Genomic DNA, 23,759 nt, shown 5'->3' on the forward strand with positions numbered 1-23,759 from the left:
ATTCAGATATCTATGCTCGACCTCTGCGTGAATCCGCGTTCATCCATTGTCATCTGCGGTTGCAATATTCTCTTTTTTTAACCGCAGATACAGGCAGATAAACACAGATTAACGCAGATGAATTAGATCTATCGATCGGGCTTGATACTGTGCAACTATTCAACCCAACGCACCCGCACAAAATGAGCTTCGCGTCCCCAGAAGTCGTGACTTACAGTAATATCAACAACACTCAAATTAAACGGAATAGCAGTTGTGACGTACCGCTGAGCCAGAGATCCCACATCAGGAGCTAACTGAGCCGCCGCCGCCGCTGCTGCACCCAAACCTAACAGTTGCAGAATGGGCCCGCGAGGCAGGGCTAAATTGATGCCAACAGCAAGTCCTGCCGTTAGCAGCATTGCCACCGACAAATTCGTGCCACAGCGGGGATGTACAGCTAAATCCCACTCTCCGCTGGCAATCCGCTGCAAAGCTTCGCGCACTGCCTGACGCAACTGTGCAATGTTAACGTGGCCATAAAGATAAAACCCTTGGTCTGTGGACATCCCGCCCAATAACTCATTATCGGTTCTTGCTGTGGTCGCACCAAACGATTGGCCCAGTACCCAAACAGTAGCGTGTTCTAAAGCATGAACTTGGCGCAAAGTCAATACTTCCTTCAAACCGGGCACAAAATTGAGTTGTCGCAACAAATCAGCATCTTGAGTCCGCTGCGGGGCAAAGTCGAAGGGAAACTGGCCGGTGCGGCCGGAAGCAGAAGCAGTAGTTGTCATATCAAAACGCCTCCATTAACTCGATTAAGTGGATATTTAACATTAGCAATTGGATTGAGAAAAAGCAGGTCATAAATTATCAATAGTTTTGACTTTAAAACCTAGCAATGGCAGGTTTTGTGCAAAAATTATTAGCCCTCAACCTGCCCTTACTAATAGATCGCACTTATTCCCAGTTTATTGCTCTTGCCGCTGGCCGTCGCGGAATACTCCCGGAATTCGCCGGCCTCTGGTATCGATAATTGTGCCTTTACCGTGAGGCAATCCCTTGCGTAACTCTCCCTCATAGCGGATACCGTTGGAGAACGAACAGTTACCCCTGCCATCAAGTTCTTGAGTATAGAACTGTCCCGAACACCGACTGCCGTCAGCGCGGGTGAATGCTCCTGTACCTAAAGGCTTGCCTCCTAAAAATTGACCCACAAAGCGATCGCCATTAGCAAAAATGAATTGGCCTTGTCCCGTGGGCACGCCTACTTTTTGATCAAGAGAAAACGACCCTATATAGCGATCGCCATTAGTAAAAATAGCTGTGCCGGAACTAACTTTGCCATCTCGGAATATGCCCTCGACGCGGGCGTCGTCCTTAAATATAAATTGTCCTCGACCATTTGGTTTGCCCAGACGGAACTGCCCCTCATAGCGATCGCCGTTGGAATATATGTATACCCCAGTGCCACTGGGCAAACCGTTAACGAACTGTCCGATGTAGCTATCACCGCTGTCATAATCGCACCTAACTCTACCTGTAGCGATAGCTGGCACGCACCGGCCGGTTCTAGCTTCTGTTCCTTGCGCCATTGAGGGCAAAGGATAAGTCGCGTAACTACCAATTCCCAACACTGATGCAACTAATAAAGCGATTCCACTGGTCCAAGAACGGGAAATCATCAATCAACTTGCTCCTATGCGCTGTTAGATATTATCTTCTTCTGTCCTTTGTCTTTTATCCCATTTGTTGTCAAAAGTTAGCTGAAAACCTCAATCATTTATCCTTTACGAAACTCCGGGCTTGCCGTTGCGAAATACCCCCGGAAAGCGCCTACCGCTAGCATCGATCATCGTCCCGACACCGTGAGGCACTCCCTTTCGCAATTCTCCTTCATAGCGCGTCCCGTTGGGGAAAGTGCAGGTGACAGTAGCATCAAGTTCTTGATTAAAAAACCTGCCAGAACAGCGAGTGCCGTCTTTGCGTACTAATACCCCTGGGCCAAAGGGGGAACCTGCAAAGAATTGTCCTTCATAGCGATCGCCATTGGAGTAAAAAAATTGACCTCGCCCTGCTGGTTGGCTGCTAATAACATCAGTCTGAACGTTCCTGACGACTGCGAAGTCTCCCACGTAGCGCTCGCCGTTGGGGAAAACCACCGTCCCAGATCTCATTGTGCCGTCTTGGAACACGCCTGTGTAGCGGGCATCATCTTTAAAAATGAATGTCCCTCTACCATTTGGCACTCCATTCCGAAAATTTCCTTCGTAGCGATCGCCATTAGCGTACACGTAAACTCCACTGCCGTCGGGTAGGCCGTTGACGAAATTTCCCTCGTAGTTATCGCCTCCCTCGTAATTGCATTTCACTCTTCCCGTAGGAGGGTTTCCTTGGCAGAAGGGAGGGCGTTTTCCTTCTTCTGGTTTTTGCTCTGGTTTGGGTTGAGCCATTGATGGCTGGGGATTCAAGAGATTAGTGGCGCTGCCGATACAAGAAGCAACTAATATCACCATCCCTAATTTTTGAATTGAACCGAGCATGATCAATCTCCTTTAACTTCAATTACTAATAGGGATTTTCTAGAAGCTAATACTCGCTGAAAAGTCCTCTATTTTTTAATCCCTCTACTAATTTTACCTTCAGGTTCGAGATCTGCCCTAAATGCAAAAAGGCAAAAACTCTAATTTTTGCCTTCAGCATTTTTCCTGCTTTACTGTCAATTTTCAGCGTCGCGCTGAGGTATTCGGATTTGGGAGACGGCTAATAACTGCATTGGCGGGTTGTGGTTGGCGACTTGCGGGTTTTTCGCCAACACCTTTGGCTACCTCAACGCCGTTTTCCTCCAGAATCACGATCGGATCGGCTCCTTGCTTGAGATCGACCCGCTTCACCAACACTTGCCCATTAGATAGCCGCTGCCCGACTTTGACATATCGGCTGGTTGGTTCATTCGGTACTTTGACAATCACTTGCGTCTCGTTCCCGACTTTTACCACCCCGCTGACTTCAGTGCCTGTAGCAAGGTCAGTAGAAGGCGGTGGCGGAACTACTGGGATGACGGGAGGTGGCGGCGGATTTGGGTCTACCCACTGGGGCGGGCGCTTGTCTACTGGCAGTTCCGGCAGATCCGGCACTCCTATGGGTCTCGCTGCTATTGGCTGGGGCGGGCGCGGGGGACTCGGACGGCGACTCTGCGGATTCCGCGCATCTTGGGGTCTACTTGCTATTGGGCCAGTAGTTCCTGGGGGACGGGTGGCAGTACCTCTTCTTACTCTGGCATTGGGGTCTCTCCATTGGGGGGGGCGCTTGTCTACTGGCAGTTCCGGCAGATCCGGCACTCCTATGGGTCTCGCTGCAATGGGTTCGAGTCCAGGCGGAGATGTACGATTACGACCTAACTGAGGAGCATCTAGCCCCGGAACTATTGGCGGCAAGCCAATTTGTCCCCCGGTGCTGCCTCCGGGTAAGGAACCATTTCTGCCACCGCCACCGCCACCTAACCGAGGAGCAGTTGGCCCTGGAACTATGGGACGCGAGTCAATTTGCGCCCCATCACCTTCGGGAAGTAAATTTCCCGATCCATCTCGTAGTTGCTGAGTGCGTCCTCGACGATCCGTGCGTGACATGGGGATAACCGTCTGATTCGGCCTGTTAAGTGGGGGGGGAGCCAATAACTCGGGAAGTTCGGGTAGCACGGCAACTTGTCGCTGTGGCAGTTTGGGGAGTTCTGAGGTAGTCCCACCCGCTCCGTTGGCTCCTGGAGGGATTTGTAATACGATCGGCGGCAGCGGCCCAAAGGGGTCTAACTGAGAAGGATTGGCTGTCACAGGGCCTTGGGGCACGGGCTGAAGCGGAAGCGTTGGATTCCTGTCTTTGTTGTCGCCGATATTTGTTTGAGCCTGTCTGGCCCGTTCGTCTGGGTTGGTCGATCGAATTAACCCTGGAGGCTGGGCGGCTACTACTGGGGACGGGAAAGCCTGAGCTGCTGGGGTGGGGCTGGCAGAGGCGGTCGGAGATGGAGAGGCTGCACTGGGGCTGGGGCTGGGGCTGGCTGTGTTGCTACCCTCGTCGCCACCGCATCCTCCGATCGAGAAAGCTAGTAGTCCTATAGTCGCAAAATATAAAAGTTTGTGCATTGCCGATCGCCCCCAAATGCTTAATTTCAAGATATCTAACCAGGCTCTGCAATTACAGCCTGTTGCCGTTTATAAGTTTATCAAAAATTTGGGTTTTCAACCCCGTCCTTGTAGGACGGCTTTAATTGTAACGTATTAATAATAACTTACCGAACATTTTATGCTGGAACCTATAGTATAAGGTGGGAGGTAAAGTCATGTTAATTTTTGAGTTTAAGGCCTACGGAAAATCGAATCAGTTCAAAGCAGTAGACGAAGCAATTCGTACCGCTAAGTTTGTCCGCAATAGCTGTTTGCGTTATTGGATGGACAACAAGAAAGTCGGCAAAAACGACTTAAATAAATACTGCGCCGTACTAGCTCGCGATTTTCCATTTGCCGACGAACTCAACTCAATGGCAAGACAAGCTAGTGCAGAACGGGCATGGTCTTCTATTTCGCGATTTTACGATAACTGCAAGAAAAATATTCCTGGTAAAAAAGGGTATCCCCAATTTCAAAGAAATTGCCGCTCGGTGGAATACAAAACCACTGGATGGAAACTTGCTGACGATCGGAAATCAATCAACTTTACCGATAAAAAAAGAATTGGACGATTAAAACTAAAAGGCACACGCGATCTACATTTTTACCAAAGTAGCCAAATAAAAAGGGTGAGATTGATCCAACGTGCTGATGGCGTGTACGTTCAATTCTGTGTGGATGTGGATAGAAAAGAAAACACAGAACCATCTGGTACTACGATCGGATTAGACGTGGGATTGAAGGAATATTACACCGATTCAAACGGAACTACTGTTGAAAACCCGAGGTTTTTAAGAAAAGGTGAGAAAGTCCTCAAACGCGCTCAGCGTCGCGTATCCAGGAAAATTAAAGGTTCAATAAACAGGGGCAAAGCTCGGCAGATTCTAGGTAAACGCCATCTCAAAATAAGTAGACAACGTAAAGATCATGCTGTGAAATTAGCAAGGTGCGTAATCTCATCAAACGATGTAGTCGTCTACGAAGATTTGAGAATCAAAAACATGGTGAAGAATCATTGTCTGGCTAAGTCCATTAATGACGCATCTTGGTATCAATTTCGTGTTTGGCTTGAATACTTTGGGAAAGTGTTTGAGAAAATCACGGTTGCGGTGAACCCCCAATACACCAGTCAAGAATGCTCTAGCTGTGGTCAAATCGTGAAAAAAACGCTATCTACAAGAACTCATGTTTGTCAATGTGGTTGTGTCTTGGATCGGGACGAAAACGCAGCTAGAAATATCCTTAGTCGAGGATTAGGTACGGTAGGGCATACCGGAACCTTTGGTCTTGAACCAAGCAACTCTTTGGGAGAATTAGTCTCTACTGTTGCTGGAGAAATCCTGCCTCAGCAAACTGGCTCGTAGATCAAAGAATCCCCACGCCTTCAGGCTGGGGAGTGTCAACTGTGTTCGATGTTATGCGATCCCTTGAAAATTGCCAAGTTTTCCAGATGTTCAGATCTGGGGATCGGGCGATCGGTTTTTGGGAGCGGGTTAGGATATCAGTGGCGGTCGTTGTTCGACATCATTGAATCAATTAAGGTATTTAGATAATGGCAAAAGTGATTCTCAAGCGGATTTGGCGATCGGGCTTGGTTTGTGCGAGCGTTTTGGTTGGTCTGGGATCGGTGGGGGGCGAGGTGCATTCTGATTCACATCAGCCAGAAACCCAGGTGATGACATTGGTGCCCGATGTGAGTTCCCAGCAGCTTGATCGCACTATAACGGAATCGGGATTCACAACTGGCCCATTGTACTCTCAGTTTTGGAACCCATCCAATCCTGGTGCCAAACCGCGATCAAATCAACCGGCTAAGCCACCGGGGAATCCACAGGTATTTCAAGCTAAAATCAAGCGCCGCGCTGGCGGGACGCCGGTGATTGATGTGGTATTTAACGGCAACAAGACTTTTGAGATGATTCTCGATACCGGGGCAAGTGGCACCTTGATTTCTCAGCAGATGGCTACTGCACTCGGAGTGAGGCCGGTGCGTACCATCAGAGCGGGGATCGCTGACGGTAGCGTTGTCGAGTTCCCGATCGGCGTAGTGCGCTCGATTCGGGTTGGGGGTGCTGTGATCCAAAATGTCGAAGTGGCGATCGCCAAACAAATGCCAATAGGTCTGCTCGGTCACGATTTCTTTGGCAATTACGATGTCAAAATTAAAAAAGATGTTGTAGAATTTTATGTTCGCTGAAAGTGAGCGGAGTCGGAAACCGATTTTTGCTTAACTCGTGTCCTATAAAGTTATTCGCAGCCCGGTCAAGGCTTTTAAAATTATTGGTTGAGGCGGTAGCAAAATGCAACCAAATGTGGTATCGTTCTTAGTGTTTCAACAGCCACCGACGGTTAAACTATCCGTGAAATCCGGCCAAAAAAGCACGGCTGCTGTTGGTGAGATCGGTAACAATCTCCGACAACGATTCACAGTACAAGCCAAGGCAATCAATTAAACAATTCGCCAAGCCGGTCGAAATAAGTTCCCAAAATGCTGTGGCTGAGGGAATTTTGGTTGGCATTCTTCAGCCGGAGCTTAGAAAATATGTAAACTGATTAGCGGCAGATGTTCCGCAAAATCGGCAATCATGACGATCGAGAAATTAATTATTGTAAATAAGGTATTCACATGGCACAAGCGTCTGTATCTCCTGTAGTGCTGATTATTCTAGACGGCTGGGGTTATCGTGAAGAACAAGACGGAAATGCGATCGCCGCTGCGAAAACACCCGTGATGGACAGTCTCTGGGCTGCTTATCCCAGAACTCTGATTAAAACATCGGGTCGGGCGGTAGGGTTGCCTGACGGGCAAATGGGTAACTCAGAGGTTGGTCACTTGAATCTGGGCGCAGGCCGCGTCGTTCCTCAAGAGTTGGTGCGGATCTCGGATGCCGTGGAAGATGGTTCTTTGCTCAACAATCAAGCGCTGGTTAGGCTTTGCGAGAAAGTCCGGGCCACGGGCGGCAAGTTGCACCTAACTGGTCTTTGTTCTGAGGGTGGGGTTCATTCCCATCTCAGTCATATTAAGGGTTTGCTGCAATTAGCAAAGGCACAGGGAATTTCTGAGGTTTGCATTCACGCGATTACAGACGGTCGCGATACTACTCCGAAAGAGGGTGTCGAAGCTCTAGGCAAGATTGAAAGTTATATCGCAGAGGTAGGGGTGGGTCGGATTGCGACCATCAGCGGTCGCTACTACGCGATGGACAGGGACAAGCGCTGGGATCGGGTGCAGCGCGCTTACGAGGTGATGACGACTGAGGGTGCTCCTGACGGTCGATCGGCTGTTGATGTGTTGCAGGCCTTCTATGCTGAAGGAGTGACCGACGAGTTTGCTGCTCCGACTCGGATTTCGCGCGGGGCGGTGGCATCGGGGGATGGGGTAATTTTCTTTAATTTTCGCCCGGACAGGGCTAGAGAATTGACTCAGGCTTTTGTATCTCCCGATTTTAAGGGGTTTGAACGGCAGTTAATTGAGCCGCTGGCGTTTGCGACTTTTACTCAGTACGACCCGAAACTTTCGGTAATGGTGGCTTTTGAACCGCAGAATTTGAACAATATTCTGGGCGAGGTGATTTCTAAGCACGGTTTGCAGCAGTTGCGGACGGCGGAAACTGAAAAGTACGCTCATGTGACTTATTTTTTTAATGGGGGTCTGGAAGAGCCTTTTATCGGGGAACACCGGGAGTTGGTGCAGAGCCCGATGGTGGCGACTTACGATGAGGCGCCCCAGATGTCGGCGGACTTGGTGACGGATGGGGTGGTGACGGCTTTGGAAAAAGGCATCTATTCGTTTATGGTGATTAACTACGCTAACCCGGATATGGTTGGTCATACGGGGATGATGGATGCGACGATAATTGCGATCGAAACTGTGGATAAATGTTTGGGGCGGCTGGTGAGCGCCATTAGTAAAGCTGGGGGAACGGCAATTATTATTGCTGACCACGGAAATGCTGAGCAGATGTTTGACGAGGACGGGAATCCCTGGACGGCTCACACTACTAACCCCGTGCCGTTTATTCTGGTAGAGGGTGAAGGTCGGAAGATTCCGGGTCACGGAACGGATGTTCCTTTGAGGGCGGACGGTTGTTTGGCGGATATTGCGCCGACGATTCTGGAGCTGTTGAGGTTGCCTCAGCCCCCGGAGATGACGGGACGCTCTATGATTCGATCGCCTGAGTTTGAAGTTCGTGCCAATCGCACTCCGGTGCGAGTCCGATTGTAGTAGGGACGCAGCAATATGGACAAAGGCTTTCGCCCTTCTTCGTGTCAATTTAACGTCAAACTCAGTCACACAATGCTGTTTGACTATTAAGCTTAGATCCCCCCTAGCGAGCGGGCGGGCACGGGGGCACCGCCCCTACGAAGGGGGGAACCGGAAATGGATCGAAGTCCCCCTTTTTAAGGGGGATTTAGGGGGATCTGGACTCAGGTAAAAACGAGATTTATCAAGGCTTTCAGGCTTAATTTGACACCAATGGACTCTTGGAGTGTCTCTGCATAAATTGCGGGCGATCGACCAAATTTGATATCATAATAAATTACCGATTACTAATTACCAATTCCCCCCGATTATGAATATTGTTGCTGTGTTACAAGTTATCTGGTCTTTGTCTGCTTTAGGACTTGTGATTTTTGTGTTGCTGCACAGTCCTAAAGGCGATGGTATTGGCGGGATTGGCGGACAAGCTCAATTGTTTACCAGCGCCAAGAGTGCAGAAACAAGTCTGAACCGGATTACTTGGGGTCTGTCTATTGTTTTTATGGGTTTGACTGTGATTTTGAGTGCTGGTTGGTTGGCGCCTAAGTTATAAGATTTGGATTTTTAACCGCAGATGAACGCAGATAGACGCAGATAATATCAAGTTCATCTGCGTTTATTTTCGTCTATTTTCGGTTGCAAAAATGCGGTTGTGGAAAGTTACGGTAAAATCTCGATTGCTGGCTGGCTTGGGATTGGCTGTATGTTGTTTTAGCCTGATAATTTTTACTCAGGTTAATACTCCGGCTGCAAGTCTTTCTTCTCTCCCGAATAGTTTGCCGAATCCACAGCTTCACCCTTTGCCACCAACGCTAGCGAATTGGCAAGATTCCACGGATAGCGGTGATTATTTTGACCAGGTTAAGCCACCGAATTTCGGTCATTTGTTGTGGTCGAAGTTTCCAATTCAGGTTTATGTTGAGCGTCCTGTTGATGCTAATAAGTCTGGAGAATGGGTGGCGGCTGTGTTGGATGTGGTGCGGGAATGGGGGGTTTATTTGCCTTTGGAAGTGGTGGATAGTTCGGAGGGGGCTGATATTAGGATTTTACGTCGGGCTCCGCCTTTGCGTCAAGGGATTTTGCGATCGCGCTCTGGAGAGGCTACCTATAAGTTATACGCCCGTCGGGATGGGGATAAAACGGTGTTATCTCATCGGTTTTCGGTTTATTTGAATCCGAATCAAGTGGGGAAGTATATTCCGGCGACGGCGCGGCACGAGTTGGGTCACGCTTTGGGAATTTGGGGCCACAGTTTGATGGAAACTGATGTGCTTTATTTTTCTCAGGTGAGAAATCCTCCGCCTATTTCAGCGAGGGATGTTAATACTTTGAAGCGGGTTTATGAACAGCAGACTCGGTTAGGGTGGGAATTTCAGAGAGTCGGCGATTGAACTCACATCTCAACAAATTAAGTTCGCTTACGCGGACTAAAACACATAATACTTAATAGGAAATATCAGGAAAATGAAAGATGAATGTTTTGGGATTGTGCCGATTTTTGGAAAGGAAGCTGATGCTTTGTTTTTGTTGATTCAACATCAAGCGGGACATTGGGCTTTTCCGAAAGGTCACGCGAATCCGGGGGAATCTCCAGCGGAAACGGCTAGGCGGGAATTTGAGGAGGAAACTGGTATATCGGATTTTGAAATGCTGGATGAGCCGAGTTTTACGGAACACTATTCTTTTGTTAAGGATGGGGAGCCGATTGAAAAGACTGTCACTTATTTTTTAGGTTTTGTCAATTCGATGGAAGTAGTTTTGCAAGTGGAGGAAGTTCAAAATTCGGCTTGGCTTTCTTTTGAGGAAGCTGTTAAACGAATTACTTTTGATGCCAACCGCTTAATGTTTGCGGAAGTTAAGGCATATTTGGATGGCAGGAAGTTAAGAGTCGGCGGTTGAAACCGAGGCTATACAAAGGAAGTCACTCTGTAAGAGACTAAGAAAATTGAGACAGGATTTGGTATAAGTCAATATGGTTCAGTTAAGCCCGATCCCCCCTAGCCCCCCTTAAGAAGGGGGGGACAAGAAGTTACTCTTGCGTCCCCTTTCTTAAGGGGGATTTAGGGGGATCTCCGGGGAATAAACAGTTTTAACCCAAGCGTATTGGGGTATAAGTTCTGATAGAAAAACCCGGTAACTTTTGCGATACCGGGTTTTTTAAGTGTCAGATTTTATGGGCGACTCCTGCCGCCAATCTGAGGTTATTTGTTGATTTTCTGGGCTTCGGCGTGGTGTTGCAAGCGAGAAAAAACGTTGTAAGCATCGGGGCCGGGAGTATCGTGTTCGACTGCGCCGTCGATGGGGCCGTCGATGGCTTTCCAAGCAGGAATTCCGCCTTTTAGTTCGGCTACTTTTTGAAAGCCTGCTGCGCGGAGAAGATTGGCAGCTTCGGCGGTTTGTTGGTCGTTTTCGCCGTAGATGTAGATGTCGCGGATGGGTTCTAAACTCGATTGTGCGCGCTCGACTAATTCGTCCATTGGCATGGGTGCGGCACCAGTAATGTGGCTTTTGGTGAAGCTTTCAAAATCACGAGCGTCGATGATTGTGAGTCCGGGTTCGCCCCAATCTAAACGGGCTTTGAGGTCGTGGCTAGATGCTTGAGCTTTTAAACCGGGAGGGGTGGGAGTCAAATCGGGAAGTTTTTCTTTGATGTCGGAAATTTGGTCAGGAATATTTTTCATCGGTAAAGTGTTGTTGAATGTTTTGATTGCCATTGCAATGTAACAAGATGCCTAAGTTGAATTCGTCTTTCTAAAGGCTGAATCTGGCATTGAACTAAAGTCGCAGTTACGCTGGTTTGCTGGTTGTTAGCTGCGGTTGGGATCGCTACATTTGTTGAGGTTGCTAGGAGGTAGCGGGCTGTGCTTAAAATGTTTTCGATCGCATTTGGTGCAGAGAATTTGAAGTGCGATCGCTTGTTCGAGTTGGTATTTTATCAAAGAATTCAATTTTAGTCAATGCCTATTATTTTTAAATTAAATTTGCATAAGTTGTGCGTAGCCTGGCGCGGATTTTTGCGGAAAAGTTTAAATGTTTGCCAGCAAGGTTTCTGGTAAAATTTAAAAGTAAAAACAAGTATTTAAAGGTATAGATATGTCTGAGAAAGATGAAATTGCGGTGCCTAAACCTTTGACGCCGGAAGAGCAAGCGGTGTGGGATGCGAAGGCTAAAGTTCGGGTACTGCTGAATTTGTGGGATTTGAGCGGCGGGAAGATGAAGGTGAAAAAGGGGGAGTTGACTAAGCGGATTGTGCGGACTAATGAGACGAGTCAGAGATATGTGGAAGTGCTCGGCGAGTTGCAGGCGACTGGGGCGATCGAGTATTCGCTGGTAAATCGGGTGACGCTGGTGGAATTGACGGGGAAAGGGAAAGAAGTTTTAGCGCAGGGGCTCAAAAGTAAGGATTCTTTGTTTGAGTTTGATGGTTCTCAAATTGGTACTCGGCTGGGAAATTCTTTGTTGAAGTGGATTCGGCATCAGGATGGTGCGGCAAGTGTTGCTGTTGATAAGGGGAAGGCGGATGTCGGGACGATCGCATCCTATGAGGATTTTAAGGCTGTGGCGATCGATGTGTATGACAGCTTGAACCGGGATTATAACTTGGACGATTTAGTGCCGATTTATCGGATGCGTCGGGCGATCGGCGAAAGGGTAGGGCGATCGGAGTTCAATGAGTGGCTGTTGGAAATGCAGGCTAATGACATTTTTCAGCTTATAGGTGGTGAAATGACAGACATCACGCCCGATAAAACTGAAGATTCTATCAAAACTGCACTTGGTGCACTCCGTTACTATGTCAAACGGCTAAATCCTTAAAATTGGCCTAAATCCCTTTGTAAATTCGTTAACCTCACACAAAAAATCATGACTAATTCTTCTTTTTCTTCCATTGAAGACCTGAACGCCGCTCTTTTAAATCAAAATCCATTTGCTAAACCTCCTTTTCTCAATGCTGGTGATGTTTGGGGCCAGGAATTCTTCGATGTTGAGACAATAAATGCCCACGCCTCTGATGCTGTATTTCAGGCCCTAGCTCAAATTCGTGCTGGTCACTACCAGACAACTTCCATCGCTATAACGGCTCAGGATGGAACTGGCAAAACTCACATTATTAGCCGTATCCGCCATCGCCTACAGGAGCATGGCGGGGGCTTGTTTGTCTACGCTAATAAATATGGTAATATCAATCAAATTAAGCAAGGATTTCAGCGAATATTGGCTGAGAGCCTGGGAAAGATTGGTAGAGATGGGGTGAGACAGTGGCAAGAACTAGCAACGGCAATGGCTAACAATGCTTTAAAGGTTTCCAAACCCAATGCTAAAGTTTTTTCTCCTCAAGAACTATTGGGAAAATTTAAGGCAGGCACGCCCAAGCAACTAAAAAAGTGGGTTAAGGATCTAACAAAAGCATTTCTGCAAGCGAAAAGTGTTAACGATCCTGATATTGTCAAGACAATTTTTTGGACACTCTCCGACGAGCAATCACTTTATGCAATCAAATGGTTAGAGGGTCAAGAACTTGCTAAATACAAAGCCGATGAGTTGGAACTACCAACTCAATGCCAATCTTTTGAGGCGGTTTTGCAAATCTTAGATTTGATTAGTGAGTACAAGGAACTGGTTATTTGCTTTGATGAGTTAGACACGCCTGATGCCTACGACGATATTAGTGGCTTACACATCAGTCAGATTGTTGCAGGACTTATCAAAGATTTGTTTCAAAATCTAAACCGGGGTTTGATACTGAGTGTAATGATGCCTCCTCAATGGAGCAATAAAATAAAGCAGCTACCTGGTGGAGTGTTCACTAAGGTTTCGGTTCAGGGAAATCCGATTGACTTGAAATACATGGATGCAGAATCAATTGTTAACTTAGTTAGCTTTTGGTTAGACAAATATTATGAACGGCAAAACTTAACTCCTCATGAGCCAATTTATCCATTCACTCAAATTCAACTTAGCGAGCTTGGCAAAGGAAAACCCACTGCTAGAGAGGTTTTGAAGTGGTGTAAAGAAAATTGTAAGCCTCCTATTTCTACGGGTGAAGGTACTAAAAATCCCGATATTTCTAATCCCGTTGAACTTGCTTTTGTCAAAGAGCTAGAGGAAGACATAGGAAATGATTTAGAAGATAATTATCTGCTTGCTGATGCTATTTTATTTGGATTTCAGAGTTTGATTGGTCAGACGGTGGAAAGAGTAACAGTTGAGGAAGCCACAGATCGAGTTAGAAAACGTGGAGGCAAGGATGATTACATCAATTTCAAAGTAATTGGTAAAGACAACGGAAAAGATGTAATCATTGGAGTAGCAGTGCTTCAGTATGCTGGTGGCAAAGGGTTAGGAGCGGGTTTAAGAAGGTTAAATGATTACGAAGCTTTTAATCTGACTCGTGGTTGTTTGGTTCGTTCCCAGAGCAAAAAGATTACTTCCTACCTTGAGCAACAGTATCTTGTCCCGCTCATTAAACAGCAAGGTGGAGAGTATGTCGAACTGAAAGAAGATGAAATTAAACCGCTGTTAGCTATTCGGGCTGTTCATCAGAAGCGCGAAGTAGATTATGGGGTGAGTGAGGAGGAAATTTTCAATTTTATTACAGAAAAAGGTGCTGAGAAAATGCTAGGGGCTAGCAACCCTTTGCTTACAGAGATTCTTAGCGATCCGTCCTATCAGGTTCCTACCGATCTAATAGAAGATGAACCCGTAGCTGTAGCGGAGTCTATTATGGATGACTTATCCGAGTCAGAAGAATTAGATAAGTCGTGCGATAATTTACTGAGCGACTTTAATTAAGGCTTCCTAAACTATCAACTTCATATTGGGACAAATACTCTCATGTCGTTAGTCAATATTGACAGGGCTATCCGTTTGCCGGCCCCAGACGTAGAAGGTTTAATCCAAGGGCGAATGATTGCAGCGATAGTTTGGCGAATGTTTAATCAGGGAGAACAATATGCACTCTATCCTGGCAATGTTTCAGGTGATTTGCCTTGCGATGGATATTATCGATCGCATTTTTTACCCGTTGCTCAAAAGGCACTTGCTCAGTTAAATTCAGATAAAGTTTCGATCGAAGCTTGGGCTAGGTGCGAATTTTGCCAACCGCTGAACGATTCTGAATCATTAGAGGCTTTGTCGCGGTTAACAGTCTGGAAAACAGAGGCATTACAGCAAATTCTCCAGCAGCGTCCTTTTATTTTTGTAGCTTACCTGCGGGTTTATTTGCTGCCTCAGCCGCTGGAAATGCCAGTGCATCCCAGCGGCAACTTTGTATCTTTGCCGCATTCCCTAACTGTTACTGATTCAACGCCAGTGTTGAGCGAGTCTATCTTTGCTAAACGCCGTCAAAAGCTGGAAAAACTAGAGCCTCCTGAACATCCAGAATTGGAAGAGTTGCAAAGTGCATTAGTGCATTTATCCACCACCAACCCAAAAGCCAAACAACTAGACGCAGAAATCAAAAAGTTTCTAGGTTGGTCGGAAAATTCACCAACAGCAAAACCAGATCCTGATTTAGATTGGATTAAAACGATCGCACAAATCGGAAACTCTAGCGATGGTAATACATTTGAAAAGTTAGTCCGCAAAAGTTTTGTCAAGCTAGGATTTGCCAATTCTAACAATAAACCAGAAGCTAGCCTCGATCCAGAATCAACAGGCGGTGCTGGCGGATTAGATTTCTACTGTGAAACTCCCTATCAGGTAGTGGGAGAATGCAAAGCTACCAAAAGTGAAACCGTAGCTGATGGAACGCCAGCGCAACTTATCAAGTTAGGACATAAGCATCTTCAGGAACAATACAACTGCTGTATTAAGATAATTATGGCGGCTGGTCAGCTAAATAAACACGCTAAACAAACTGCTATCGGAAACCAAATGAACGTAATCCGCCCGGAAACATTGCAAAAGCTGGTTGAACTGAAAGCTAAGCAACCAGGTTCGATCGATCTATTACAATTAAAACCTTGTTTGGAACAACAGCCGTTTGGTGAGGAAGCCGATGCTAAGGTTAATCGCTATATTGACGATGTGCGGGAAAAGCTTAAAGTGCGATCGCACATAGTTCAGCTAGTCAAAGACTTTTTGGAAAGAACAAAATCAACAAGTGTTGAATTTAATCAGCTTCACGGTGCTTATGCCTTTTCTATGTCGCCCCAACCTTTAAAATATGAAGAAATGCACCAAATTTTAATAGAACTTTCCTCACCTTTAACGGGTTTCTTAGGGCGAATTAAAGGCGAAGATTTAGGGCGCGATCGCTTTTATTTCCTGCGCGACTTGCCGCTAGAGGATTGAGAGAGGTCAAGGGCGATTAAGAGCGGGATAACTTCGCTTCACGTACTTCATCCAATTTCCTACACAGCATCAGGATCTACGCCCAATTCCCGTAACTTCGCCGCCAATCTTTCAGCTTTCTGCAATTGAGCTTGTTCTGCCTTAATTAACCCTTCGACCAATGGCGGATCTAAAATTTCATTGACTGATAATCTCAGATTGGGAAATACTACCGATTCCATTTCCTCACCAGGCAAGTAATCTACCTGTGTATAAACGTCATCACCTTCGGGAAATGCCATAACTCGCACCCGCTGTCTGTTTTGTGTCGGATCAACAATCACATATTCCGGCACGTTAGCCTGTTCGTATTCTGTTCGTTTAAGTACATAATCTGCTCGCCGATCTTGGCTCACTACTTCTACTACAAATAAAGGTGTTTCGCTCAAGTCTAAGATGCCAGAACCGGGTCTGGCAAGAGCTTGTTCCCACAAACTTTCTGTGCAAACAACTACATCGGGAATCCGAGATGTCGCCTCTTCGGTTCTGACTCCTACAGAAGTTTTGACGACTAAATCGAGATTGTGTTCAGCTAGGTAACGCTGCAATTTATAAACCCAAAATTCGCAGATGCTTGTATGTAATGCGCTAGCCGTTGCCATCGGTATTAATTTGCCTTTGTACAATTCATATTGTACATCGTCATTACTTTGATAAACTCTGTACTCTTCAAAAGTTAATGTCGGCGAAGTATCGAGCTGTTTTTCTGCGACTGCTGGCACAACAGATTGAGACATATATTTTTTCCTATCTCTATAGTTTGCTATTATACTAAATTTTGATTTTAACACCCAAGGCATTGAGTACGAAAAGATCGATCGCCCTTATTGACAATCAAGCAATTTGATCCGGTTAAATATTTGGTTCAGTTCACCATTTGGGCGATCGCCTCAACAAGGCTGTAGCTGCCTCACTGTCGAGAGGTTTAGAGAAAAAGTATCCCTGACCGTACTCGCAGCCGATCGCCCGCAGTTGAGCCAATTGGACGGCGGTTTCGACCCCTTCTGCCACTACCTCCATCCCCAAACTGCGGGCCAGCATCACGATCGCCCGCACAATTTCCAAATTTTCGCCCATTTCCCCGATGCGACTGACAAAAGAGCGATCGACCTTCAAAATATTAATCGGGAACTTGTGCAAATAACTCAGAGACGAATAACCAGTGCCGAAATCATCAATACACAGCCCGATACCCAAGTCTCTCAACTGCGAAAGCATCGCCGCCGCCGCTTCCCCATCTTCCATCACCACACTCTCAGTAATCTCCAACTTCAAACAGCGAGTGTCAACACCCGTTTCCTGCAAAACTTGTTTAATTTGCTCGATCGACTCCGGTTCCGCAAACTGCCTCCCGGAAAGATTTACTGCTACAGTCAGCGGTGAATTTACCTGTGGCAAATTCAAACTCTGCCACTGAATAATTTGGCGACAGCTTTCGTTCAAAACCCACAAACCCAGAGGCATAATTAACCCTGTTTCCTCCGCCATCGCAATAAATTCCATAGGGGAAACTAAACCCCGTTCCGGGTGCAGCCAGCGCACCAAAGACTCAAATCCGATAACAGAGCCAGTTTTCAAACAAACGATCGGCTGATAATAAACAGTAAAAGGACATTCCAATTTTAAAGTAGGCAATTGCGACTTCGGACGCTCCAATCTGCGATCGATTTCACTCATGGACGAGTTTTCTGCCGTCGTCCCACAGGCGAAATCCACTATCGAATATTTCAAATTTAGTTCTTCAACCGACTCCCGCAAATCGTGTTCCAAGTGCATCAAAGCCACAGCCTGAGTGTGCATCGCACTGGTAAAAACTTCGTAGCGAGCTTTACCGAGAGCTTTGGCCCGGTACATCGCAATATCAGCATCGCGCAAAATATCTCCCGGCCACTGATATTTGTCGGTACTCAAAGCAATGCCAATGCTAGCAGTAATTAAAACTTTATTACCTTCCAAATAAAGCGGTCGTTCGATCGTCTTGAGAATTGCCTTTGCTTGGGCGATCGCCTCATCAACACCATGAATTTCATCCAGCAAAATCACAAACTCATCTCCCCCCAGACGAGCCACCGTATCCCCAGGCCGCAAACAAGTCAAGAGACGGCGAGCCACAGCCACCAACAGTCGATCGCCCGTGCGGTGTCCCTGACTGTCATTAATCACCTTAAACCTGTCCAAATCCAGAAACAACACCGCAAACTGATAGCTCGGATGCCGTTGGGCGCGGGCAAAAGCTTGCCCCAACCTGTCAGTCAACAAAGCACGGTTCGGCAACTCTGTCAGCGCGTCGTGCAAAGCATCGTGCAACAGTTGTTCTTCAGCCATCTTGCGCTCAGTCACATCGTGACAGTTGACGACAATTCCCCGCACCGAAGGTTCGTTGAGCAAATTCGTCGCCACCGCTTCCAACACGCACCAGGAACCGTCCTTGTGTTTCACTCGGTATTCCGCCATTCCCTGGCTAACTTTCGGCATTTGCATGACACCTTTGAACACTTGATCGACAATCAGCAATTCGTCAGGGTGAATCAAGTCAAATATTGATCTGCCGAGGACTTCCGCCGTCGGGTAGCCCAAAATCCGCTCTAGGGAAGGAGAGACATAGCGGCAAAAGCCTTTCTCGTCGAGAATCACAATAATGTCTCTAGCATTTTCAATCAACGATCGAAAGCGCTTCTCGCTTTGCCGCAGCTCTTGTTCCGTGCGCTTCTGGTCGGTAATATCGGTATTCATGTAAATCAGACCGACAATTTTCCCTGTGCGGTCTTTAATAGCATCTGCCCGCAGCAAAACTTGCAAAGTTTCACCGCTTTTAGTGCGGTTGGTAATTTCACCAAACCAAGAATAACCTTGGGCGATCGTGTCGAGTACCTCCCTGGCGACTGCGGGGTCAGCAAAAACGGCCGATATACCTCCGGCTAGTTTACATTCCTCTGCGGTGTCCCATTCAAATAGCTGAGAAAACGCTTGATTTTGATAAATGTGAGTGCCGTTCGCATCGCTGATGCCGATCGCGTCACTCGAACTTTCCACCGCCTTGCGAGTCAGCACCAGAGCTTCTTCTGCCCGCTTGCGCTCGGTAATGTCAATCCCTACCAGACAAGCTGCTTTCCCATGATCGTACTTTTGAGCCACAATCAAATAGTATCCCTCCGACTCTCCCGCGTCGGTTTGTAGCTTAACGTTGAGTTCTTTAACCGCTTCCGTAGCGTCGCCGGCAAAAAACTCCACCACAAAAGAGTTAAAATCCGAGCTAGCGCCCAGAAAACCAATATCTTGACCGACAAAAGCCGACGGCCGCAAACCATGCAGTTTGGCTAAGTGCTGGTTAACCCCCAAATAACGCAAATCCGAGCTAATCCAAGATACTGTTCCCGGAACTGCTTCCAAAATCGTTTGCAGTTGGTCGTTAGCTTGCTGCAATGCTTGCTGCACTTCACATATGGGTTCCGACAAGTCGGACTGAACTCCTACAAAGTGAGTCAAATTAGCGTTGTCGTCTCGCACCGGAGATAGCGACAATTTGCTCCAAAAAGGAGTGCCGTCTTTGCGGTAATTTTTGATTGGTGTCTGGATTTCTCGACCTTGGCGCAAAGCGTCGCGGATCTTAGCTACGGTAGTTCGATCGGTATCCGGGCCTTGCAAAAATCGGCAATTACGCCCCAAGATTTCACTGGCGCAGTAACCCGTCATCCGTTCAAAGGCCGGATTGCAATAAATTATGGGACAATCTGGTGCATTAGCGTCAGCAATGACAATACCACTGCTAGTAGCTGCCAAAGCTCGATCGCTTAGCCACAGGGCTTCTGATGCAGTATGGCGATCGCCGACATCCCCCACTTCACCTAAATTAGAAATTGACTGGTTCTCCCGATCTCCCATCAGCCGAACTTTCAAGCAAACCTTTACAATTTCCGAGTTGTTTCTTACTCTAACGTTTTTCAGGACTCGCGCAACGCAAATTGTATCTCCACATTTAAGTAAGCGGGATTTCACCTTACTTAGTGGTTAGTTGTATTTTGTACCCTTGCTGTTCGGCATTTAAAAAAGCACATCTTCACTTCTGCAGTGACAAACCCTCCATTCTTCTCCCCCTCAGACTCTCTCCCCCTCTCCCCTTCTCCCCACGCCCTGGCAATCATGATCTGCAGCAGCTTATTTAGCAGGAGTTGCAGCTTGAGAAGTCGGCGGCGCAATATTAATTAATGGCAAAGTTCCGCCTCCTCCCATTACTGTCGGAAACTGGCCGTTCCATTTTTCAATTGCTTGCTGCTGCAAAATTTCGGCTGTTAATGTTTGCCGCTGCAAGCGTTGAGCCTCAGCTTTACCTTTAGCACGGTTAATTTCAGCTTGAGCATCTTGGGTTGCTTTTTGAACTGTAAATTCTGCTTGTTTAGCTTCTTGTTCGGCTATTTGTTTGGATTCGATGGCTTTGCTAAATTCTGGAGAAAAGCCAAAATTTATTAACGAAACATCTCTGACGATGACGCCGTAAGGTTCCAAACGTTTTTTGAGGCTGTTGTCGATTTCTGTTTTGAGTTCCGTGCGCTTAGTGATAATTTCTTCTGCGGTTTTTTTAGAAGTTGCTGCTTTGAGAACTTCCGAAATTGCCGGACTCAAAATGCTGGTAACAATTTGTTCTTCGTCTCCCACTTGTTGAAAAACTTGATTAACTTTGGCGGGGTCAACATTCCAGTTGACTGCCAAATCTGTAGTAATGCTTTGCAAATCTTTGGATGCTGCATCTGCTTTTAAATCGGTCTTTTGTACCCGCACGCTGAGAGTTTTTACAGAGGTGAAGATCGGTAAAATCGGGTGGATGCCTTCATCTAAAATCACGTCTTGAACTTTCCCGAAGCGCATCATGACGCCCCGTTCTCCTGCGCCGACGAGGGCAAAAGGTCTTAAAATTAAGGCAGCGATGATGAAGACGATGCCACCGACTAAGTAGAGAGCTAGGTTGTACTGAACACTTTGCACGGTTTTCATATGTTGATTCACCTATGTTGTGTTACTTGATGTTAGTTTTCTATTCGATATTATCTAAGATTATAACTTCATGTTAAGGGTGCAACAACTCATAAATTCATTGATTTTTTTTCATAAAAGTCATATATTTACTAGGGTGTGGGAACCTCTTAGCTCGATGAGCGGCGATGGACAATAGCACTTGTAGGTGGGTGAGATTATTGATGAATAAATGTTTCAATCATCTTGACAAAGTGGATGGTTTTAGATAAAGCAGAAGTAGATAGATAGCTCGATCGCTCTTTGACAAGCGATCAAATGGTGATCGGAAAGAGAAAGCTTTCTAGAAAGCGAAAAAATCAGAATTGAACAGCTAATTTTTGGGTAAATTTTAATGGTAAATGGCAGGTGCGTGCCACAAAAACCTTTGCGGGTTGGTGCAAGCCACGAAAGATAGAATTTCACTCTCCGACCTACAGACTCTATTTGTAGAATTGGCATCTGCCCGACTTGCTCAACCCTCCTGAGTAGAAAAAAAGACTCCTTGGGCAAGTTGGGAATTTGTAGCGAAAAACGATAAAAATCTGAGTTTAAAAATGGCCGAAAATAAGTTAAGCTTAGATGAGAACGGTTGAAGAGAAATCAAGATGTTGCAGCGACACCCTTGGCCGCAGACAGTTGAAGAGGCGATCGCCATTCAAGAACAGCTTCGGTCAGAGGTAATTACCGAAAATCAACTGGACACAGTTCGGTACATCGCCGGTGTAGATGTCGGCTACGACAGTGCAAACGACGTATCGCGGGCCGCTGTAACAGTTCTGAGCTTTTCAGACTTGCAATTGCAGCAGCAAGCTGTGGTTCGCAGTCCTACAACTTTTCCTTATATTCCGGGTTTCCTGTCTTTTCGAGAAGTGCCTGCAGTTCTCGAAGCTTTAGAAAATATCAGTTTGAGGCCAGACTTGATATTGTGCGACGGTCAAGGACTAGCCCATCCCCGCAGATTCGGTCTTGCGTGCCATTTGGGGGTGTTGACCGGGATTCCCACGATCGGAGTTGCCAAAAATCGATTTATTGGAGAACATTCAGAAGTCGGACTCGACCGGGGCAGTTGGCAACCCTTGCTGCTAGAGGGATCAACGGTAGGCGCAGCGCTAAGGACGCAAACAGGGGTAAAACCAATGTATGTTTCGATAGGTCATAAGGTAAACTTGATAAGTGCGATCGAGTACGTCCTGCGCTGCGCCCCAAAATATCGCTTACCAGAAACAACTCGATCTGCAGACCAACTAACATAGGGATCAGTGGCAAGCGCGGAATGCCTCAAAAAAAAAGTAAAAAGACCAAAAAAGCATCCGTCTTTGGACTTTTAATTTTTGAGGGGGCGCGGTTAAGTCGAAAAATCCTATGAGTCTACTGCCAATCAGCTTTCGGTTCCATCCTTCCAGCGAACTAAAGAATGACTATACCTGAGAAAGAGGTATAAAAGTTGGGGGGTTTATAGAATGATTGAAAGACAGTAACCAGCTTAAAAAATTGGCGGCTCTAACTATAGTGCCCGGGCGTGAACTATTTTTAGTTCACATTTGTAAGTTATGAAATATTCATTCTGCGAGTTAAACCAAAAGCTTAGATTCGTCTGATGAGGTTTCATAATTTACCGTCGGATATCTCACCACTGACTGGGAGTAACCACGACAGTGGGAGGCGAAGGCGCGATCGAGCTAAAAAATCAGAAAAAAACAAGGAGACAGTCATGGCTGAGAAAAGCAAACGCGGATTCGCTTCTATGGATGCAGAAAAACAGCGCGCAATTGCTAGCAAAGGCGGAAAAGCTGCACACGAGAAAGGAACTGCACACGAATTCACCTCTGAAGAAGCCAGACAAGCTGGTCAAAAAGGTGGCGAAGCTGTCAGCAGAAATCGTGAACATATGGCTCAAATTGGTCGCGAAGGCGGTCGGAAAAGCCGCAAGAGCGAAGCTTAAATCTCTCAAGGCTGGCCCTGTAATGAAAGATTGCACAGTTGCAGCGTGAGAGATAGCACTAGGACAGTAAACGTTTGAGGAGGGGGGCGATCGAAGTTACCGAGGTAGTTCGATCGCCCCACCTCCAAAACTCTTGACTAGCGCACAACAGCCTCCCGAAGGTGAAAACCCCACAGGAATTAGTTTTTAGCAATCGCTGGCAAATCTTGAACAGCAATTTTTTAACGAAGCTGCACTGCTGTCAATAATTTTGCGGGAAACAAAAGCTGACAAGCGCGATTAAGTCTCTCAAAAAAAAGCCAATAGGAGCACTCAAAGCCCCGAAGTCAGGGCTTTTTTGTATAGGTGCACATAATATTTTTAGAAGTGCGATCGAGTCTGCGTCAATAATTCTAATTAAGTTTTTTGGTGACGAACTCCGTCCTCAAAATAAATCAGCTAATATTTTTTTATTATATTTTTGAGCAAACTATACAATCATGACAAACCAGCTAACTTTAGCATGGACAGAAGCTGGGGTGCGTCAAACTCGAACAATTCAAAACGGACAGCCGAGCAAAAATCCGGGAACCGTGAGGCTAGGGCGCGATCCGGCGAAGTGCGATCTAGTATTTTCGCATCCCAGCGTATCGGGGCTGCACGTTGAAATATTGTTTAATCAAGAATTGCAGGAGTATGCAGTGCGGAATTTGCGCGAAAGCAATCCGCCCCTGGTAGATGGGAAAATTCTCGCCCAAGGCGAAGCAAAATTGAAATTGGGAAGCCACATCCATTTAGGGCAAGTGCAAATCGAGGTGGTAAATGTCACGGAGGTGCAGGTAGCCGCGCCCCAGACTGTTTTGCTGGGGCCTCCCGCACCTGGTAAATTTCAGCCGACGGGGCCTTCAAAATATGGTTTGCAGTGTCCCAAATGCAGCCGAATTGCGCCTTACACACAGTTGAATGCGGGGTGTCCGTGGTGCGGTACTTCTTTGGCGGCGGCGGCGAGTGTGATGATCTCTCCGTGAAAGTTTGAAAAACTCACATCTTGCACCATTCTCGCTTAACAGGCTTTTCGGCCTGTTCC

Annotated in this window: 21 protein-coding genes; 13 read left to right on the top strand and 8 right to left on the bottom strand. The window is 46.7% G+C overall.

Translation table 11 applies throughout. The features are described 5' to 3' along the window. Positions 1-155: 155 nt before the first annotated feature. The 4 genes from QUA10_RS17770 to QUA10_RS17785 form a co-directional block, all read right to left on the bottom strand. Complete coding sequence (locus QUA10_RS17770; protein WP_333083808.1) at positions 156-776, bottom strand: DUF6391 domain-containing protein; 621 nt, start codon at positions 774-776, stop codon at positions 156-158. A gap of 177 nt (positions 777-953) precedes the next feature. Further along, the gene (locus QUA10_RS17775) at positions 954-1,667 is read right to left on the bottom strand and encodes an MORN motif-containing protein (protein ID WP_333083807.1); all 714 of its coding nucleotides are present in this window, start codon (positions 1,665-1,667) and stop codon (positions 954-956) included. 105 nt (positions 1,668-1,772) lie between these two features. After that, positions 1,773-2,525, bottom strand: a complete 753-nt coding sequence (locus QUA10_RS17780) for an MORN motif-containing protein (protein ID WP_333083806.1) — start codon at positions 2,523-2,525, stop codon at positions 1,773-1,775. Between the two features lie 183 nt (positions 2,526-2,708). Next, complete coding sequence (locus QUA10_RS17785) at positions 2,709-4,151, bottom strand: hypothetical protein (protein ID WP_333086325.1); 1,443 nt, start codon at positions 4,149-4,151, stop codon at positions 2,709-2,711. Between the two features lie 167 nt (positions 4,152-4,318). On the opposite strand from QUA10_RS17785, the gene QUA10_RS17790 reads away from it, so the two are divergent. The 7 genes from QUA10_RS17790 (at position 4,319) to QUA10_RS17820 (ending at position 10,305) form a co-directional block, all read left to right on the top strand. Beyond that, positions 4,319-5,509: a transposase gene (locus tag QUA10_RS17790; protein WP_333083804.1), complete on the top strand. Its 1,191-nt coding sequence runs from the start codon at positions 4,319-4,321 to the stop codon at positions 5,507-5,509. A gap of 188 nt (positions 5,510-5,697) precedes the next feature. Next, entirely contained in the window at positions 5,698-6,342 is a 645-nt protein-coding gene (locus tag QUA10_RS17795) for a retropepsin-like aspartic protease (protein WP_333083803.1), read from the top strand. 103 nt (positions 6,343-6,445) lie between these two features. After that, on the top strand, positions 6,446-6,598 hold the full coding sequence (locus QUA10_RS17800; protein WP_333086326.1) for a hypothetical protein: 153 nt from the start codon (positions 6,446-6,448) through the stop codon (positions 6,596-6,598). Positions 6,599-6,771: 173 nt separating this feature from the next. Then, positions 6,772-8,370, top strand: coding sequence for a 2,3-bisphosphoglycerate-independent phosphoglycerate mutase (gene gpmI, locus QUA10_RS17805; protein ID WP_333083801.1), 1,599 nt, complete (start codon positions 6,772-6,774; stop codon positions 8,368-8,370). A 349-nt stretch (positions 8,371-8,719) separates the two neighbouring features. Then, positions 8,720-8,959, top strand: a complete 240-nt coding sequence (gene secG / locus QUA10_RS17810) for a preprotein translocase subunit SecG (RefSeq protein WP_333057626.1) — start codon at positions 8,720-8,722, stop codon at positions 8,957-8,959. Between the two features lie 91 nt (positions 8,960-9,050). Further along, positions 9,051-9,797 carry a peptidase gene (locus QUA10_RS17815; protein WP_333083800.1) on the top strand — a complete coding sequence of 249 codons (747 nt, stop codon included), beginning with the start codon at positions 9,051-9,053 and terminating at the stop codon, positions 9,795-9,797. A gap of 73 nt (positions 9,798-9,870) precedes the next feature. Further along, a complete protein-coding gene (locus QUA10_RS17820; RefSeq protein WP_333083799.1) occupies positions 9,871-10,305 on the top strand; it encodes an NUDIX domain-containing protein in 435 nt (144 codons plus the stop codon). A gap of 302 nt (positions 10,306-10,607) precedes the next feature. Here QUA10_RS17820 and QUA10_RS17825 read toward each other — a convergent pair whose 3' ends face one another. Then, positions 10,608-11,120 (bottom strand): rhodanese-like domain-containing protein, encoded by a 513-nt coding sequence (locus tag QUA10_RS17825; RefSeq protein WP_333083798.1) that lies wholly within the window; start codon positions 11,118-11,120, stop codon positions 10,608-10,610. Positions 11,121-11,499: 379 nt separating this feature from the next. Between QUA10_RS17825 and QUA10_RS17830 the strand changes: the two genes are divergently transcribed. The 3 genes from QUA10_RS17830 to QUA10_RS17840 are packed head-to-tail and all read left to right on the top strand — an operon-like array spanning position 11,500 to position 15,702. Beyond that, positions 11,500-12,222, top strand: a complete 723-nt coding sequence (locus QUA10_RS17830; RefSeq protein WP_333083796.1) for a hypothetical protein — start codon at positions 11,500-11,502, stop codon at positions 12,220-12,222. A gap of 48 nt (positions 12,223-12,270) precedes the next feature. Further along, positions 12,271-14,199, top strand: a complete 1,929-nt coding sequence (locus tag QUA10_RS17835; protein ID WP_333083795.1) for a P-loop NTPase fold protein — start codon at positions 12,271-12,273, stop codon at positions 14,197-14,199. A 42-nt stretch (positions 14,200-14,241) separates the two neighbouring features. Then, positions 14,242-15,702 carry a DUF1802 family protein gene (locus tag QUA10_RS17840; protein WP_333083794.1) on the top strand — a complete coding sequence of 487 codons (1,461 nt, stop codon included), beginning with the start codon at positions 14,242-14,244 and terminating at the stop codon, positions 15,700-15,702. 59 nt (positions 15,703-15,761) lie between these two features. On the opposite strand, the gene QUA10_RS17845 is transcribed toward QUA10_RS17840, so the two are convergent. The 3 genes from QUA10_RS17845 to QUA10_RS17855 form a co-directional block, all read right to left on the bottom strand. Continuing rightward, positions 15,762-16,478, bottom strand: coding sequence for a Uma2 family endonuclease (locus QUA10_RS17845; RefSeq protein WP_333083793.1), 717 nt, complete (start codon positions 16,476-16,478; stop codon positions 15,762-15,764). A 133-nt stretch (positions 16,479-16,611) separates the two neighbouring features. Further along, complete coding sequence (locus QUA10_RS17850; RefSeq protein WP_333083792.1) at positions 16,612-19,623, bottom strand: EAL domain-containing protein; 3,012 nt, start codon at positions 19,621-19,623, stop codon at positions 16,612-16,614. Between the two features lie 273 nt (positions 19,624-19,896). Continuing rightward, positions 19,897-20,730 (bottom strand): prohibitin family protein, encoded by an 834-nt coding sequence (locus QUA10_RS17855; RefSeq protein ID WP_333083791.1) that lies wholly within the window; start codon positions 20,728-20,730, stop codon positions 19,897-19,899. 626 nt (positions 20,731-21,356) lie between these two features. On the opposite strand from QUA10_RS17855, the gene nfi reads away from it, so the two are divergent. From nfi to QUA10_RS17870, 3 genes are all read left to right on the top strand, one after another. Further along, positions 21,357-22,004: a deoxyribonuclease V gene (nfi, locus tag QUA10_RS17860; RefSeq protein ID WP_333083790.1), complete on the top strand. Its 648-nt coding sequence runs from the start codon at positions 21,357-21,359 to the stop codon at positions 22,002-22,004. 458 nt (positions 22,005-22,462) lie between these two features. Then, positions 22,463-22,693 carry a KGG domain-containing protein gene (locus QUA10_RS17865; RefSeq protein ID WP_333083789.1) on the top strand — a complete coding sequence of 77 codons (231 nt, stop codon included), beginning with the start codon at positions 22,463-22,465 and terminating at the stop codon, positions 22,691-22,693. A gap of 479 nt (positions 22,694-23,172) precedes the next feature. After that, a complete protein-coding gene (locus QUA10_RS17870) occupies positions 23,173-23,700 on the top strand; it encodes an FHA domain-containing protein (RefSeq protein WP_333083788.1) in 528 nt (175 codons plus the stop codon). Positions 23,701-23,759: the final 59 nt, after the last annotated feature.

The sequence above is a fragment of the Microcoleus sp. Pol8_D6 genome (assembly GCF_036700965.1).
In the GTDB taxonomy this organism is placed as follows: Bacteria; Cyanobacteriota; Cyanobacteriia; order Cyanobacteriales; family Microcoleaceae; genus Microcoleus.